The sequence below is a fragment of the Bradyrhizobium sp. USDA 4538 genome (assembly GCF_024171045.1).
Lineage (GTDB): Bacteria > Pseudomonadota > Alphaproteobacteria > Rhizobiales > Xanthobacteraceae > Bradyrhizobium > Bradyrhizobium australafricanum.
Genome location: NZ_JALJZE010000001.1, coordinates 1,153,391 through 1,170,145 on the forward strand (window position 1 = coordinate 1,153,391; position 16,755 = coordinate 1,170,145).

The window sequence follows — 16,755 nt, forward strand, 5'->3', positions numbered from 1 at the left end:
CTCGTCACTCCCCGTCCGGCCCGATCACGCCCTTGCTGAACAGGAAGCAGCCGTAGAAGCGCCGCTCGCCCGTCGCGATCACGCAATAGGCCGTCTTGGCCTTCTCGTAGAAAGCGTGGCGCTCGACGCCGACCAGCGGCCAGGACCGTCCCTCCGCGCGATCGATCGCGGTCTGCACCTCGCGCTGCACGGGTGGCACTTCCTGAGCCTGGCCGACAATCTCCATGCGGATCGCTGCATCGTCGACAAACGTATCGAGCGGCATCACCGACAGCATCGCCTCGATCGCCCTAGCCGCGCTGACATTGTCGATGCGCAGCAACCGGCCGAGAACTGTCTGCCGCGCGATCGAGTCGGCTGGAAAATTGGTATCGCACACCACCAGGCGATCACCATGCCCCATCGCCCGCAGGGCATAGAGCACGTCGGCATTGAGCAGTGGATCGATGCCCTTGAGCATGTTGCGTCCCTCCCTCGTGTTCAAACTCGCCGAACTCTGACGGTTCGGATCCCCATCCGTATCACCGTAGCGTGACGCCTTTAGTCACCGTACGGAATCCAGATGTTCTTCACCTGCACGGCATGGCGGAGCAGGATCGGGCCCTCGCTCGCGGCCTTGTCGTACCAATCGAGCGCGAGGCCATGATCGACCAGCGTCCGCTTGAGATTGCCGGTCGACAGCCGCTCGGCGGCCGCTGAGGCGTCCTGCGATCCGAATGCCCAGAGCGCGTCGACATCGTCGTGCTCGGCAAGCACCTTGACCAGCTCGCTGTGATCGCCGGTGACGATGTTGACCACGCCACCCGGCACGTCCGAGGTCTCGAGGACCTGGTAGAAGTCGGTCGCGGCGAGCGGATGCCGCTCGCTCGGCACGGCGACGACCCGGTTGCCCATCGCAACCAGCGGCGCCACCAGGCTGATGAAGGCGAGCAACGGCGCCTCGTCGGGACAGGCGACGCCGACCACGCCGATCGGCTCATGCATCGCGAGCGCCACGCCGCGCAGCGGCGGCGCGTGGATGGATCCTTCGAATTTGTCGGCCCAGGCGCCATAGCTGAACAACCGCTCGATGCTCGCATCGACTTCCGTGCGCGCCTTCGCAGCCGACACGCCGGTCATGTCGGCGATGCGACGGGCGAACTCATCGCCGCGCGCGGAAAGATTCTCGGCAAGGTAATAGAGGATCTGGGCGCGATTATGCGCCGTCGCCCGCGCCCAGGACTCGGCGGAGCGCGCCGCGGCCACCGCATTGCGGATATCCTTGCGATTGCCCTCGCCTGCCTCGCCGAGGCGCCGGCCCTTCGGCGACAGCACCGGACGCGAATAATTGCCGTCCGGACGCACCTGCTTGCCACCGACAAACAGTTTTGCCGTCCGATCGATTGGCGGCACATCGAATCCGGCACTTGCGCCGGAAGCCGTCGGCAGCGGCGATGCCTTGGCCCGCGCCTTGCGCCCACTCCAGGCCTTCGGCTTGAGATACTCGTACATGCCTTCACGGCCGCCCTCGCGGCCGAATCCGGACTCGCGGTAGCCGCCGAAGCCGACGCTGGCGTCGAACAGATTGGTGGCGTTGACCCAGACCACGCCGGCCAGCAGCTTCGGCGCGATATCGAGCGCCAGCCCGATCGTCTCGCTCCACACGCTGGCGGCCAGGCCGTAGCGCGTGTTGTTGGCGAGCATCACGGCCTCGTCGGGGGTGCGGAACGTCATCGCCACCAGGACAGGGCCGAAGATCTCTTCGGTCGCAACCGTCGAGGACGGATGCACGTTCCAGAGCAAGGTCGGCGGATAGAAACATCCTTCCGCCGGGATCGCACCGGACGCCTGATATTTCTCGGCACCCTCCTTCACTCCGGTCTCGACCAGCGACTTGATCCGTTCGAGTTGCACCGGCGCGACCACCGCGCCCATGTCGATCGCCTTGTCGAGCGGCATGCCGACGCGAAGCGTCTCCATGCGGCGGATCAGGCGCCGGCGGAAAGTATCCGCGATCCCCTCCTGCAGCAGCAGCCGCGAGCCGGCGCAGCAGACCTGGCCTTGGTTGAACCAGATCGCATCCACCACGCCTTCCACCGCGCCGTCGATATCGGCATCGTCGAACACGATGAACGGCGACTTGCCGCCGAGCTCCAGCGTGAGGGACTTGCCGGTGCCTGCGGTCGACTGGCGGATCAACCGCCCGACCTCGGTCGAGCCGGTGAACGCGATCTTGTCGACGCCGGGACTTTCGACCAGCAGCGCGCCGGTGGCACCGTCGCCGGTCACGACGTTCAACACGCCCGGCGGCAGGCCGGCCTCGGCCGACAGTTCGGCGAACAGCAGCGCGGTGAGCGAGGTGAACTCCGCCGGCTTCAGCACCACCGTATTGCCCGCGGCCAGCGCCGGCGCGATCTTCCACGCCAGCATCAGCAGCGGAAAATTCCACGGAATGATCTGCCCGATCACGCCAACCGGCACCTGATCGGTGAATTCGCGCTCCTGCAGCTGCGCCCAGCCGGCGTGATAGAGGAAATGGCGCGCAGCGAGCGGCACGTCGAGATCGCGGGTTTCCCGGATCGGCTTGCCGTTGTCGATCGCCTCCAGCACGGCGAACAGCCGGGCGTGACGCTGTAGCATGCGCGCCAACGCATAGAGATGACGCGCACGGCCGTGACCGCCGAGCTTTGCCCAGGCTGTCTGCGCAGTGCGTGCGGCGCTAACCGCCGCCTCGACATCGGCAGCAGCGCCCTGCGCGATGCGCGCCAGCGTCTTGCCGGTGGCCGGCTCGGTCGTCGTGAGGTGTTTGCCGGCATGCGGCGCTGTGAACTTGCCGGCGATGAAATGCCCGAACACGACGTCATGCCGCTCCAGCCAGGCGCGTGCCTCGCCGTCCGCCTCCGGCGCGGGGCCATACTCCATGGTCTCGAAATAGCTTGCGACGCTCATCGCTGGAGTCTCATCCCACGGGGTGGCGGTTGAAGGCCGAATAGTGGCCGGTCACGTGATGCTCGAGCTGCCGCTCGATATCGGCGAGCAGGCTGGAGGCGCCGATGCGGAACAGGTCCGGCTCGAGCCAGTCGCGTCCCAGCTCCTCCTTCATCAGGAACTGATAGTTGAGCACGTCCTTTGCCGTCGAGATTCCGCCGGCCGGCTTGAAGCCGATCTGGTAGCCGGTGCGCTCCTGATAGACGCGGATCATCCGCAGCATCGCGAGCGTCACCGGCAGCGTCGCGTTGACGCCTTCCTTGCCGGTGGAGGTCTTGATGAAGTCGGCGCCGGCCATCATGCAGACCATCGACGCCTTGGCGACATTGCGCAGCGTCTTGAGATCGCCGGTGGCCAGGATCGTCTTCAGATGCGCGTCGCCGCAGGCGGCGCGGAAATCCTGCACCTCGGCGTAAAGCGCCCGCCAATCGCCGGTCAGCACATGCTCGCGCGTGATGACGATGTCGATCTCCTGCGCGCCGTCGCGGACCGACGCCTCGATCTCCTTCAGCTTCAGATCGTGGGGCACGAGACCTGCGGGAAATCCGGTCGAGACCGCAGCGACCGGGATGTCCAATCCGTCGAGCGCTTCGACGGCCGTCGCCACGAACCGATGGTAGACACAGACCGCGCCGGTATGCAGCTCGCGGCCGGCAAAGCCGAGCCGCTCGAGAAGGTCGCCGCGCACCGGCGCTTTGGCCTTGGCGCAAAGGCGCTTCACCCGTTCGGTCGTATCGTCGCCATTGAGCGTCGTCAGGTCGATGCAGGTGATCGCCTTGAGAAGCCACGCCGCCTGCGCGTCTTTCTTGACCGTGCGCCGGCCCGGCAGGCTCGCGACACGCCGTTCGGCGGCCGACAGATTGATCCTGATCTCGTCGACCCAATCCATCTCGAGCGCGCGGCCGCCGTTGCGCGGCAGCGGATGCTCGCCGCCCGGGGAAGGCGGCTGCGCGGCCAATGGGGACGGATTCTGTATGAAGACGCTCTGCGTCATGGAGGCGCCGTGCGTCCTAGCGAATCGACGAGATCGCCAGATAGACTGAATGTGTCGATCGCAACATGTGATCCTCCTCTGACCTTGCCGCGGGGTTTGCCGACTGCCTGAGGACGACATCGTCCCCGACCTTCGATCAGCCCGCCGGACTGGATGTTATTATTGTAACAAATCGACGTTGATAAACTCACAACATTGTAAGATCATTGTCAATCGGATAAGCAAGCCCGGCGATCAAAATGGCTGAAACATCGAACGCACGACCAAGCGAGACGCGCGTGCAGCGCCTGCAGAGGCTGCGCCGCGCCGTCGAATCGAGCGGCACGCTGCACCTGAAGGACGCCGCCGAGCTTCTCAAGGTTTCCGAAATGACGGTCCGGCGCGATCTCGCCGGGCCGGACGCCGCGCTGGCGCTGCTCGGCGGCTACGTCGTCAATGCGGCGTCGCCGACCGGGGTCAAGTACACGTTCGAGCAGGAGATCGATCAGCACACCCAGGACAAGCGTCTCGCCTGCCGGTCTGCCGCGGCCTCGATCAAGGAAGGCGATACGATCTTCATCGATTGCGGCACGACGATGCAGTCGCTGGCGGACTGCCTGCCGGAGGACCTGCCGCTTTCGGTGATCTGCTATTCGATGAACGTGGCGTCGATCGTGACGCGCCGGCCGGCCACGCAGGTGATGCTGATGGGCGGCCTCTACCATCCGTCGTCGCAGTCCTTTGCGTCGGACGACGGCCTGTCCTATCTGCGGCGGCTCGGCATCAACAAGGCCTTCATCTCCGCGGGCGGCGTACACTGGACCCGCGGCGCGAGCTGCTCGAATTTTCACGAGGTCGCCGTCAAGCAGGCCGTCATCGAGACCGCGATGGAGAGCATCCTGGTGATCGACGCCAGCAAGCTCGGCAGCCTCAAGTCGGCATTCTTCTCCGATATCGGCGCGTTCTCTCGCATCATCGTCGGCGGCGCGGCGTCAGCGGACATGCGCAAGCACTTCCGGAGCCTCCCCGTAGAATACGTGACCAGCGCAACCTGATCCGAGCGGGGGCCGGCACGCCCGGATCAGGCTGCTCACGATGCGCGGGCTCGCGTGACCACGCATCGCACTCCTGCGGCTCAGTTGCAGGCAGGCTTCGCCTTGTTGCAGGCGTCGGTCAGCTCCGGCGGCGGCTCCTTCTTGAACACCGTCTTGTAGGATTCCAGCACGTTGGACTGCGTCACCGGCAGCGACTGCACACCGATCCAGCCCGGCGTTTCCTTGCCGAGCAGCGCGTTCATCATGGCCATCGCTTCGGCGACACCCTGGTCATAGGGGCGCTGCGATCCGGTCGCTTTCAGCGGTCCGCCCTTGGCGATCTCGATCGCCGATTGCAGGCCGAGGTCGACGGTGGTGACCGGAATGTCGATACCCTGCGCGCGCATCGAGCTCAGCGTATCCAGCGCCGGCTGGTCCCAAACCGCGAACAGGCCCTTGATATCCGGATTGCCGGTGAGGAAGTCGCCTGCGATCTGCGACACCTTCGGCGGGTCGGTGAAGTCGACCCGCTTCATCTTGATGTCCGGGCGGTTCTTCTGCATCCACTCGCGGACGCCCTTGGTGCGCTCGTTGGTGCTGAAATAATCGACGCCGAAATTGACGAGGCCGATGGTGCCGCCCTGCGCGACGCAGGACGCCAGGATCTGGGCCGCGATCAGGCCGTTGCCCTGGCTGTCCGCGGAGATCATGGACGCATATTCCTCGGGATGCTTTAGTCCGGTCGGAATGCTGTCCATCAGCACGAGCTTGATGCCGGCCTTGGCGATCTTCTTGTAGGTCGGCGCGGTCGCGGTGAAATCGACCGGGATCGAGATGATGCCATCCGGATGCTGCTGGATGGTATTCTCGATGTCGGCGATCTGCTTGTCGACCTGATATTCGGCGGACGCGACGCCGGTGACGGTCACACCATACTTCTTCAGCGTGTCGGTGATGCCCTGGATCTGCAGTTGCGCCCAGTCGAGATTGACGGTCTGCATGGAGATGCCGACCTTGAAATGCTTCTCCCTGATCTTGGCGGCATCGGCGTCCGACAGCGCCAGCACCTCGGGCGAGGCGGCCTTCTCGCCATGGGGCCCCTGACCGACGATCGATTTCGGTCCAAGCGTCGCGAGATCGACGCCCTTGACGCAGGTTGCAGGCACTTCGGCGCGGGCCGAGGCGGCGATCGAAATGGCCGTCGCCGCGATCAACGCGGTCAGCGGCAGGGTTTGTCGCATGATCGGCTTCATTGTTTCCTCCCGTTTTGGTCGCCGATTGACCGGAGGCCGGCGACCTTGCCCCTACCCTTGCAACGCCTGACCTTGCGGCCCATGCGCTGCGCCGTCGTGCTCTAGCGTTTCGTGAAGGCGACCGCGGCCACGATGATCGCTCCCTTGATGACGAGCTGCAGCGGCGAGCTGACGCCGAGCAGCACGAGGCCGTTGTTGAGTGTGCCGATGATGAGGCTGCCGAACAGCGTCCCCAGGATGTAGCCGCGCCCGCCGAACAGGCTGCAACCACCGAGGATCACGGCGGCGATGACGTCGAGCTCCATGCCCTGCACGACGTCGGGCCGCGCAGCGTGCGAGCGCGCGGACAGCACCAGCGCCGCGAGCCCGGCCAGCGCGCCGGTCAGCACAAAGGCCGCGGTCGTCACCCACTTGGTGTTGATGCCGGAATACAGCGCCGCGGTCGGATTGCCGCCGACCGCATAGATGCGGCGGCCGAACACGTTATAGTGCAGCAGCAGGATGCCGACGATCATCGCCACCAGCGTCCAGGCGATCGGAACCGGTATGCCCAGGAACGAGCCTTCGCCGAAGATCGCAAAGTAGGTCTCGTTGGTGATGATGACAGGCTTGGTATTGGTCACCATCATCGCCAAACCGCGCGCCATGCTCAGTGAACCCAGCGTCACCAGGAACGACGGGATCGAGAGCTGCGTGGTCAGGATGCCGTTGAGCAGCCCGACCAGCGCGCCCGTGCCGAGCCCGGCAACAGCGCCGACGATCCAGCTGTTGTTGATCTGACTCATCGCGAGCGCCGCGGCCATGCCCGACAGCGCCAATGTCGATGCGACCGACAGATCGATCTGGCGCGCGATGATCACAAAGGTCATGCCGACCGCGATGATCGAGACCAGTGTGGTCTGGCGTCCGATGTTCAGGAAATTGTCGACCGACAGGAACCAGGGCGAGGACAGGCTGAACACGACCAGCAGCACCACGAAGGCGATGTACAGCATGTAGGGCCGCTCACCCCGCAGCAGATTCTGCAGCAGCTTGCGGCGTCGATCGGATCGGGTCGACGAGGCGACGAGGTTGGGCGCGGTCAGTTCGGTCATGCGGGCAGCTCTTGCAATACGCCTTGTTCGGAAGCCTGGTAGATCTGCAGCAGATGATGGAGCTCTTCGGCATCATCGATCTCCCCGCGCAGCAGCGTTCGCGCCACGCGTCCATCGACGATCACGGAGATGCGGTCGCAGAGCTCGATCAGTTCGACGAGGTCCGACGAGACCACCAGGACGCCGGTGCCGTCGCGAGCGGCATTGCGGATCACGCCGTAGATCTCCTCGCGCGCGCCGACGTCGACGCCGACCGTCGGCTCGTCGAGCAGCAGCACGCGCGGCCGCGGATCATTCCATTTTCCGAACACGACCTTCTGCTGGTTGCCGCCGGACAATGTCCTGACCAGGCTCGAAGCGCCTTGCGCCTTCACCGACAGCCTCGCCACCGCAGCCTCGGCACGCCGGGCGGCGGCGCGCTGCTGCATGAAGCCCCAGCGCGAGAAATGCGGAATCCGCGGCAAGGTGATGTTGCGCTCGATCGAATGATCCAGCACCAGGCCCTGCAGATGCCGGTCTTCCGGCACCAGCGCGACGCCATGGTCGATCGCATCGGCCGGGCTCCTCGGCAGCCATGGCCGGCCGTCGATCTGGCATGTGCCGCTGTCGACCGGCCGAAGGCCGAAGATGGTCTCCAGAATCTCGGTGCGTCCGCTGCCGATCAATCCGGCAAGGCCGTGGATCTCACCCTTCATCACGGACAGTTCGACGGCCGACAGGCGATCGTTCGACACGCGCGACAGCGACAGAACCGGCGACGGATCGAATGAACGCGCAACTGCAGGTTCGGCGCGCGACGCCGCGGGCACCAATCGATCGATGCCGATGATGGCGTTCACCAGCCGCTTCATGTCGGTCTCGGCGGTGACGAACGTCCCGGCATTGCCGCCGTCGCGCAGCACCGTGACACGCTGCGAGATCTCGAAGACCTCGTTGAGCCGATGGGTCACATAGATCACGCCGACGCCGCGGCGCGTCGCCTTGCCGATCGCATCGAACAGGATGCGAACTTCATCCGAAGTCAGGGACGATGTCGGTTCATCGAGGATCAACAGGCGCACCTCGCCCATCAGTGCCTTGGCGATCTCGGTCATCTGGCGGTAGGCGAACGGCAGCGAGCCGACTGCTGCCTTGGTATCGAGGGGAATGCCGAGCTCGCTCAGGAACGCCCCGGCCCTGGCCATCAGTTCGCGCTTGCGGACAAAGCCGAACCGCGTACGCGGCTCGCGGCCGAGCAACAGATTGTCGGCGACGCTCAGCGACTCGACGAGACTGAGGTCCTGATAGACGACGGCGATGCCTGCCTCGCGCGATCTAGCCGGACTGTCGAACGTAGCTGGTTTGCCGGCGATCTCGATCGTGCCGCTGTCGGCCGCGTGGACACCACTAAGGATCTTGATCAGCGTGGACTTGCCGGCCCCGTTCTCGCCCAGCAGCGCGTGCACCTCGCCGGCCCGGACCTCGAGGTTGACGTCGCGCAACGCCCGCACGCCGCCGAAGCGTTTGTTGATGCCACCGACCATCAACAGCGCCGTCGACGGCCGAGGCTCGGCTGCGATCGAACCGGACAATTCCAAATTTTCCTCCCGTCGACCGCGCGAGGCGTTGGTACGATGGTGACATATTGTTATTTTTGCAACTTATCTTGTTATAATTCTATCACCTCGGCCGACCTGTCAATGGGAGATCGCGCCGGCGGGCGCTCGAATTGAAGGCGGCGATCGGATGTTGCACCGCCATACGTGCGGCCGGCCTCCGCCAGGCACGATGGCAGCCGGAAGGTTGTGCTAAGCTGCAATTGCTCTCTTCATCAAAGCCAACGCCGGTGAATCACGATGAAACTGAGTGCTGCGATTGCCATCGCCCTGATCTCGTCTTGCCTGCCCGCCGCGGCGCAGCAAGCCGGTGCCGACCTCTACGCGCAACGCTGTGCGCAATGTCACGACAGCAGCAACACGGGTGTTCGCGCGCCGAGCCGCGCCACCCTGCAATCCAGATCGTTCGACGAGGTGCTTGGTGCGATCACCACCGGCCCGATGGCATCCTTCGCGCAGGGACTGACCAGCGACGAGCGGGCGGCGATCGCCTCACTCGTCACCGGAAAGGCCGCGTCGCTCGTGCCAACCGAGAGCGCAGGCCAATGCGCGCAGAACGAGACCGGCTTTCCGCAGCCGATCGATGGGCCGCGGTGGAACGGTTGGGGCACGGATATCAACAACAGCCGGTTTCAGCCGGCGGCAATGGCCGGCCTCGCGCAAGACCAGGTCCCGCGGCTGCGTCTGAAATGGGCGTTCGGATTTCCTGACACGTCGAACGCCAACGCGCAGCCGGCTGTCGTCGGCGGCTTGCTGTTCGTCGGTGGCGGCGACCGCAAGGTCCACGCCCTCGACGCCAAAAGCGGCTGCACGCGCTGGGCGTTTCCGACCGAGGCGCCGGTGCGGACGGCCATCAGCTTTGCCCCGCTGGACAACGGCCAGCCTGCCATCTTCTTTGGCGATGTGCGCGCCAACGTCTACGCCCTGAATGCCGCGACCGGCAAACTGATCTGGAAGAGCAAGGTCGACGATCATGTGGCCGCCCGGATTACCGGTGCGCCAGTGTTCTATTCCGGCGTCGTCTATGTCGGCGTTTCATCGATCGAGGAGGCTATCGGGTCTCGTCCCACCTACCAGTGCTGTACGTTTCGCGGCAGCGTCGTTGCGCTGAAGGCCGAGACCGGCGCGCAGATCTGGAAGGCCTATACGATTCCCGAGGCACCGCATCCGACACGGGCGAACGCCCTCGGGACCCAGCTGTTCGGTCCGGCCGGCGCGTCGGTCTGGTCCGCGCCGACGATCGACGTGCAGCGCCAGGCGCTCTATGTCGCGACCTCGAACAGCTATGCCGATCCGGCAACCGACACCAGCGATGCCATCCTCGCGTTCGATCTCGCGACCGGCCGAATGCTTTGGCACCAACAGGCCACACCGAAGGACAGCTTCGTCGTTGCGTGTTTCGGCACCGATCAGAGCAATTGTCCGGAAGACCGCGGCCCCGACCATGATTTCGGCCAATCACCGATCCTGGTGAGCCTGCGTAACGGACAGCGCGTGCTGGTGATCGGCCAGAAATCCGGCGTGGTCCACGCGCTCGATCCCGACCACGAGGGCAAGATCCTGTGGCAGACGCGGATCGGCAAGGGTGGCGCGTTGGGCGGGACCGAATGGGGTTCCGCCGCCGACCAGGACCGAATCTATGTCGCCAATTCGGACGTACGATTTCTCAGGGACGGTACGCGACGTCTGAATTCAAGCGAAGGTGGCGGCCTGTTCGGGCTCGATCTTGCGACCGGAAGGATCGCGATGCAGGTGGCGCCGGTGGCCTGTGGCGACCGCCCCCAGTGTAGCCCCGCTCTCTCCGCGGCGGTCACCGCCATTCCCGGCGTCGTGTTCTCGGGCGGCGTGAGCGGCTTCCTGCGCGCCTACGCGACCGATGACGCACGGCTGCTCTGGGAAATCGACACCGCCCGCGACTACGCCACGGTCAACGGCGTTGCGGCCCATGGCGGCGCCATGGACGGACCCGGCCCGGTCGTCGTCGACGGCATGCTGTACGTCAATTCCGGCTACGCGCAATGGAGCGGGCTGCCCGGCAATGTTCTGCTGGCCTTTGAAGCCGGCAACCCTTGACAGGTATTTGCGCCGGCAAGCTGAGCACTACTCGCGGCGGGCTATTCGTGCTTTGATGCCGGACAGGATCAGTCGAGAGGTCCGAAGGGAGACCGTGTGGTGATTGGCGACGTGCTACGCAACATCACGTCAGGGGCCGTTACCCTCGCGCGCTCCAATGGTCCCGAATCGCCGATATCAGGGACCGGCGTCCCGAAATCGACCGACATGGCAGCCGCGCTTCAAATCGATGCGCATGTCGTTGCGCACGAAAAACACAGAAACTATAAGTGCTTGAAAGAATGGTCGGAGTGGCAGGATTCGAACCTGCGACCCCTGCGTCCCGAACGTAAGCAGCAACCGAAAAAATCAACAAAAACAATGAAGGCCGATCCTGATTGACCACTGTTATCGCTGTTTGTTCACTGTGTTTCGGTGGTCAATCGGTGGTTGGCGAAGTCTAATCCCGGACACCAGACCCGCGCACGAGTCTGCCGGGATCACCAGCAGCACAAACGATCAAAAGCATTTGTGGGGAGATACCGGGCGAGAAGCCGGCGGCGATTTGCCTGACCGCCAATCTGAAGCCGCGCTGCGCCCTCCTAGGGCAGTGGCCGCACCAGCAGACGCCCCCGACACGGTCATCGGGCGCGTCGGGGCCGCATTCCAAGCTCGCGCCGTCGGGCGCGCTGACAACGGAAGCAAGAAAGATGACTTCCAGCGTTGCCCTCCGTTCCGCGCCTAAGCAGAACCATTAGGGATTACCCCCGCCCTCGGCTCGCCGAAAATGATAGAAAAAAACTCAGGCAATGCCCTTCGCTATCTCGCGCATTTTCATGCTGCGATGCCATACAATAACGGTAGCGGCCTTGGCGCGGGGAACGCCAAGGCCGCTCTAAACTCCCGGTCGGGGGGCAACCTATCGCGGGAGCTTATGATGACTCCCGGCATTGCCCCTTGTTCCTGGTGCGTCACCCCACCCGCAGATTTTCGGCGGATGTTTTTCCGCGATTGTCCTTCGCTTCGTAGCTGACTTTCGCGCCCTCGTTTAGGCTGCTCAGCCCAGCCCTTTCGACCGCAGAAATGTGCACAAAAACATCCTTGCCTCCGTCATCGGGCTGGATGAATCCGTAACCCTTCGTCGGGTTGAACCATTTCACAGTACCTGTAGCCACAGACAAAACTCCCTTTGGTCCTAATGCGGGAAACCTAAGCGCTGAGCGTCAGGTCCCGCAAGGATAAAGACCGAAACAGCCGTTAGCAAAGCAGCAACCAAACCGGCTCACGCTTCTCTGTGGGACGGGACCGATTGGGGAATTCGCACGGTCACGTTTCGGGAGGAACTGGCGCACGGGCCCTGGCGCCGGCTCTTCTTCCTTAACCGTGTGCTAACGAGACAACGGTCAATCGGTCCACGGGCCTGCTAGTCTACGGATACTGGGGATTTCAGGGCCCAGGGCTGGAAGAACAGGGCGCCGCCGGGATGCTGCATTTCAAGCCCGGCGGCTAGTTTCCTTGGGAGGTTAACGAGGCTGGTGTCATTCGAGCCGCAGAGAAAGCGCCGGCAGCGGCTTATTGCCCTGCTCGCAACCTGTTCGCCCCTTGAGCGGTAGAGCCGGCGTTGAGGCATCCGCGGCAGTCCGGTCCATGAAGTGGATCAGATTAACGCCTGATGACCACTCTACATAACCAACTGCTGCAAAGGCAACTGCTCCCACGATGAGAACACTGAGCACTGAAGCGGCGGCTGCTGACGGCAAGCTTTGGCTGCTGAAAAACGGCATCACGATTCTCCGCCACCGAGTCGCCACCGGTTTGTGCGTGTATTAGGCCGATTAGCGATGATCGAGTGTGAACGGCCTCACATATCACGCGCACTTGATGCCGGAGCGTTCGGCTTCACGTCATTGGCCCGTGGCACAGCCCTGCAGTTTGCTTGGTGCTGGGGATTTCAGCGTCCCAGTTCAGGAAGGAAACGCCGCCGGGCGTGTATTTTTGAGACCGGCGGCGTCATTTCCGAGACAGGTTTTAATTAGATCCAGTCGGCCACCCAATCAGGCAGACGATCCGGAAGCGGCCTGTCGAGAAGGCCGGCGACCAGCACGGCGAGCGCCACGCCTTCGATGGCACCCTCGGCGAACTCGCCTTCCCTTCCCATTCGAAAAGAAAGACCGACAAAAGCTTGTCACCTTTCGGTACGCGCTCACCGCCTGGGCCGGATTCTGATTAATGGAACAGCAACGTCGTTTGCATAAGATGCAGTTCATTCGCTGCAGGACGCTCGAAAATGACCGAGTACGTCATCAGGGTATTGGGCTTCGCCAGTAGCTCGTGTTTGCCGATCGGCGAAGCATCGCTTTTTGCGCCGACGAAGATGAGGCGGTGAAAGCCATGACTGAACATAGCGCGCGCCGCCGTCGACCACTCAAAACAATGGAAATTGCGCCAAGGGAAAACCCGCCGGCGTGAACTGGCGGGCTGAATGATTTATCTTCGTGATTCGATCACCAGGTGCCTTAATTGAGATTGCAGGCAGCCGTGTTGGTTGGAGCTAAGCTCGTCTCGCGGGAAAACGCCAATTCCGCCGCCGCTCGCACTTCGTTGGGCGATGAGGGGCGGCCAGATCCAATGGCTTTTCAGTTGCGTGGTGCGTGCTGATCGAGCGCTGATCATTGCGCGCCGTAAACAATGCGGACATTTGGCCCGTCGACTTCCGTCATGACTGTGCCCGCATAAAATTCCGGTCGCCCGACAGGAAGACGATTGGGCAATTCGTCTCTTCTGACACAGCCTACTCCTGTAGCGGGAGGATTACCCGTACCTTCCTGGTACAGCCGGTGCGCACGCTGGCCTAGGTGGCTCGCGGGCATCCCCTCTTCGGCTTGGACATATCGACCACCGCCTTGTTCGACTTGTATCGAGTGGCACGCGTTGTTTTGCAGAGCCTCCTAACGAGCGATCGAGATAATTCGTCAAAAGTATCGAAGCGCTCTATGTTTTGGGCCGCCCGAGATTCTTCGGAGACCCGAAACCAAGGGCCATTAAACAACAGCGATGCCGACGGCAGCAGAAGATAATCGAGGGGCGATTGGTTATTTTCGTCCAGTCTCAAAATAATCACCCACCCCTCTAGCCGGCGCACGCGATTACGCATCATCCAGCGTACCACTCGGCCCCCATATTTGCACCATCTGGCGACCCGAAAGCTGACGTTCTCAGCCCTATTCAACCTCAAACACTTGGCTGAGCGATCAAGTCTAGCAAACGAGCCTGCCCGCTTGAGGGCAACACGAAGACGAGCTGCATTTTGAAGATGAAATTCGACCCATTGCTTGTACGCGGCGAGTTTGTCCCAATAGTGTTGATTGCCCGTGTAGCCAATCAGTCGATAAACGTTTTTAAGCGTGCCGAAATGAACCGAAAACGAGGTGACTGAGGGCATGCCGGGGCACTCGTTGATAATCCTTGAACTTAGCTTACCCTTCTTCATCAGCAGCTTTCGAAGCCTCAGCAGCATTTCCTCCTCTGGGATTTTGATGAGCCGCCGTGCCGCCATAACCTTCTGCACGCGCAGGAACACGTTTCGCTCGACAGTAGGCTCGATGATGCCTTCCTTCCTGATCCAGAGGGACTGTGGGTTACGCGCTCTCTTTGTCTCTAGCTTTTCCGTCGTGCGATTGTAAATGAAAGTACCGATATATGCCTCGTTTCGAAGAAGATCACGTATCGCATTCTTGCACCACGGAGCGCCTCGGCTATTTACAATGCCTCGCCGATTGAGTTCGCGCGCGATACCTCTTGGCGATTTTCCACTCAAATACTGCTCGTAGATCCATCTCACGACCTTGGTCTGAGCCGGCGTTCCCCGGCAAAGTCGTACGCGATCTGACGCCAGAAATTTGCGCTCGCCCCGACCAAGAAATCCCTTTGGAGTTGAGTGTTCGTCTACGACCAGTCGCTGCAATCCATAGGGAACTGAGCCGCCCATCTTGAAGCCTAGCCCCGCCAACCGCAAAGCTCCCGCATGGACCTTACCTGAAAGCTCCCGGCTGTACTCCGCCGCCATCACCCGCTTGATATTTTTGACAATGCTCGACAGAAGGCTGCCATCATTGTCGAATTGCTCAGCGCAATAGGCTACCTTGATGCCTGCCTTCCGACAGAGGAATTCATAGTGCGCGCTCTCGTCGACGTCTTGAAACCGTCCCCAGCGACTAACATCCAGGATCAGCAGGTGACCGAAGTCAGCTTCGCCAGACTGGACGTCACGGATCAGCGCGGTCAAACCGGCTCGCTTCTCGATTTTAAGACCGCTTTCGCCATCGTCGCGGTAGGTGCGAACGAGTGTGAGCCCATGAATGGCGGCGTAAGCTGCGATAACAGCCGCTTGGTTTTCAGTCGAGTATTTCTGGAGGTCAGTGGACATTCGGACGTATTGTGCCGCCCGATGTATCTTCTGTGCTTGAGGTAGATGGTCCTTGCGCACAATGAGCGAGTTGGCCATTGCGCTCCTCCCGAAATGACGATTATCTGCATCATCTCATTCAAGCCATTGAGCGATCACAAAACTAGGACCGCAGCTCGCGCCACACAAGCGATATGGTTGCCTTTGTAGCACCAACCAGATGTGAATTTCCGCGGCTGCCGCGCGGGTTTCGAAGCATGTTCAGCAGGCGCGATCGCAGAGGATAGCGGCCCCAAAAAAGCTGCGCCGTGATTCTCGAAATATCGTGTCCTGGCCGGTCGGCCTAGCCGAACAGGAAGCCTAACAGCGGCTGCAGCGAAGGGTGCGCGCTAACGTGCCCCACGATCGAGGCCGCAAGGCCAAGGCGCCAATAGAGATAGCCCCAGAGCAAGCCGCCGCACCCATGAAGCGCCACTTCGCGAACCCAACTCAGGGGCGTCGGATCAAGAGTCATCAGATACGACAGATAATATAGGGGATAGGCCACCAAGGCAGCCCTGAGGATCGCGCCCCAGTAGCACCATAACCGCGGGCGACCGGCGGCGATCGCGAAGAGCCAGATTAACGCGGACATCACGATCAGGCGGAAGATCACCTCCTCGAATACAGCACGCGCCGAGAAAGGTATGATCAGGACCGTCGCTGAGTAACAAGCACCAGCGCGGCCTGCTCTGGCGGAATGACTGTACGGAAGGCCAGTCCATCCGCAATCGCCATGTAGGCGCCGAACACCATGCCGACTCAACGAGAGCCATCGTGATCGGCCGCCGGCAACCGTGCGGCAAATCTGTAGGCCGAGAGCGCTCCACTGCATTTCTATTTCAGCCCCCCAGCAATCGACGCTAGCAAACTCCTACAACCGCCAATTTCGTCCCAAGACGAAAAGCCGCTCGGGACCGCGTGAGCGAAGGCAGAAGCTCCGAAGTTTGCCGTTGAACTGACGCCCGGATAATTTCCGCCGTAGAACGCATGCCAGCCTCCGGTTCAGGGGATCGAAGAGAAATCGATGCCATTTGAGCCGGTTGCGGGATTGGCCGAGACATCATTATTCCAGTTGCCAGCATTGATTCTTAACCACGCATGCTGGACGTCGAGATCCCCGGCTACGCCGACAATGTCACCATTGCCCGCTTACTTTTACGCAAGCTCACGTCGGCAATAAGACCGCATAGAGCTCGAGGCGATCGACAAGTGGATACGAGAAGCAGGCCGATGAGCCTTCCCGCCCCGAGGCGATCCGCAGGCTGCTCTAGATCGCGTCGACGTCGTCAACCGCAGTGCGGCCCAAGACTGAAAGCCAACGCCAGCGCGCTCGCGACATG

The 16,755-nt window shown here is 62.4% G+C and carries 15 protein-coding genes; 3 read left to right on the forward strand and 12 right to left on the reverse strand.

All coding sequences use genetic code 11. The annotated features are described in order from the left end of the window. Nucleotides 1-4 precede the first annotated feature (4 nt). The 3 genes from J2R78_RS05050 to deoC all read right to left on the reverse strand — a co-directional run bounded on the left by J2R78_RS05050 (nucleotide 5) and on the right by deoC (nucleotide 3,961). Nucleotides 5-460, reverse strand: a complete 456-nt coding sequence (locus tag J2R78_RS05050) for an RbsD/FucU family protein (RefSeq protein WP_253603301.1) — start codon at nucleotides 458-460, stop codon at nucleotides 5-7. Between the two features lie 80 nt (nucleotides 461-540). Next, nucleotides 541-2,928 (reverse strand): aldehyde dehydrogenase family protein, encoded by a 2,388-nt coding sequence (locus J2R78_RS05055; RefSeq protein WP_253603303.1) that lies wholly within the window; start codon nucleotides 2,926-2,928, stop codon nucleotides 541-543. Nucleotides 2,929-2,938: 10 nt separating this feature from the next. Then, nucleotides 2,939-3,961, reverse strand: a complete 1,023-nt coding sequence (deoC, locus tag J2R78_RS05060; RefSeq protein ID WP_375166978.1) for a deoxyribose-phosphate aldolase — start codon at nucleotides 3,959-3,961, stop codon at nucleotides 2,939-2,941. Between the two features lie 239 nt (nucleotides 3,962-4,200). Between deoC and J2R78_RS05065 the strand changes: the two genes are divergently transcribed. After that, complete coding sequence (locus J2R78_RS05065; protein ID WP_057018878.1) at nucleotides 4,201-4,995, forward strand: DeoR/GlpR family DNA-binding transcription regulator; 795 nt, start codon at nucleotides 4,201-4,203, stop codon at nucleotides 4,993-4,995. A gap of 80 nt (nucleotides 4,996-5,075) precedes the next feature. Here the strand turns inward: J2R78_RS05065 and J2R78_RS05070 are convergent, their stop codons facing one another. From J2R78_RS05070 to J2R78_RS05080, 3 genes are all read right to left on the reverse strand, one after another. Beyond that, nucleotides 5,076-6,227 (reverse strand): substrate-binding domain-containing protein, encoded by a 1,152-nt coding sequence (locus J2R78_RS05070; RefSeq protein WP_253603305.1) that lies wholly within the window; start codon nucleotides 6,225-6,227, stop codon nucleotides 5,076-5,078. Between the two features lie 101 nt (nucleotides 6,228-6,328). Further along, the gene (locus tag J2R78_RS05075; protein ID WP_092083818.1) at nucleotides 6,329-7,321 is read right to left on the reverse strand and encodes an ABC transporter permease; all 993 of its coding nucleotides are present in this window, start codon (nucleotides 7,319-7,321) and stop codon (nucleotides 6,329-6,331) included. Then, on the reverse strand, nucleotides 7,318-8,898 hold the full coding sequence (locus tag J2R78_RS05080; RefSeq protein ID WP_253603307.1) for a sugar ABC transporter ATP-binding protein: 1,581 nt from the start codon (nucleotides 8,896-8,898) through the stop codon (nucleotides 7,318-7,320). The genes J2R78_RS05075 and J2R78_RS05080 overlap by 4 nt, the downstream gene beginning before the upstream one ends. A 258-nt stretch (nucleotides 8,899-9,156) precedes the next feature. Here J2R78_RS05080 and J2R78_RS05085 point away from each other — a divergent pair, with 258 nt between their 5' ends. Both J2R78_RS05085 and J2R78_RS05090 read left to right on the forward strand, forming a co-directional pair. Next, nucleotides 9,157-10,989: a PQQ-binding-like beta-propeller repeat protein gene (locus J2R78_RS05085; protein ID WP_253603309.1), complete on the forward strand. Its 1,833-nt coding sequence runs from the start codon at nucleotides 9,157-9,159 to the stop codon at nucleotides 10,987-10,989. Between the two features lie 99 nt (nucleotides 10,990-11,088). Continuing rightward, nucleotides 11,089-11,370, forward strand: coding sequence for a hypothetical protein (locus tag J2R78_RS05090; RefSeq protein WP_253603325.1), 282 nt, complete (start codon nucleotides 11,089-11,091; stop codon nucleotides 11,368-11,370). 569 nt (nucleotides 11,371-11,939) lie between these two features. Here the strand turns inward: J2R78_RS05090 and J2R78_RS05095 are convergent. The 6 genes from J2R78_RS05095 to J2R78_RS05115 form a co-directional block, all read right to left on the reverse strand. Next, on the reverse strand, nucleotides 11,940-12,143 hold the full coding sequence (locus tag J2R78_RS05095; protein WP_028336518.1) for a cold-shock protein: 204 nt from the start codon (nucleotides 12,141-12,143) through the stop codon (nucleotides 11,940-11,942). A 363-nt stretch (nucleotides 12,144-12,506) separates the two neighbouring features. After that, nucleotides 12,507-12,752 carry a hypothetical protein gene (locus tag J2R78_RS05100; protein ID WP_141341663.1) on the reverse strand — a complete coding sequence of 82 codons (246 nt, stop codon included), beginning with the start codon at nucleotides 12,750-12,752 and terminating at the stop codon, nucleotides 12,507-12,509. A gap of 248 nt (nucleotides 12,753-13,000) precedes the next feature. After that, nucleotides 13,001-13,126, reverse strand: coding sequence for a hypothetical protein (locus J2R78_RS44675; protein WP_256558511.1), 126 nt, complete (start codon nucleotides 13,124-13,126; stop codon nucleotides 13,001-13,003). 68 nt (nucleotides 13,127-13,194) lie between these two features. Next, a complete protein-coding gene (locus tag J2R78_RS05105; protein WP_176731384.1) occupies nucleotides 13,195-13,371 on the reverse strand; it encodes a hypothetical protein in 177 nt (58 codons plus the stop codon). A gap of 448 nt (nucleotides 13,372-13,819) precedes the next feature. Then, nucleotides 13,820-15,472, reverse strand: a complete 1,653-nt coding sequence (locus J2R78_RS05110; protein WP_253603327.1) for a recombinase family protein — start codon at nucleotides 15,470-15,472, stop codon at nucleotides 13,820-13,822. Between the two features lie 244 nt (nucleotides 15,473-15,716). Continuing rightward, nucleotides 15,717-16,028: a hypothetical protein gene (locus tag J2R78_RS05115; protein ID WP_253603329.1), complete on the reverse strand. Its 312-nt coding sequence runs from the start codon at nucleotides 16,026-16,028 to the stop codon at nucleotides 15,717-15,719. Between the last annotated feature and the right edge of the window lie 727 nt (nucleotides 16,029-16,755).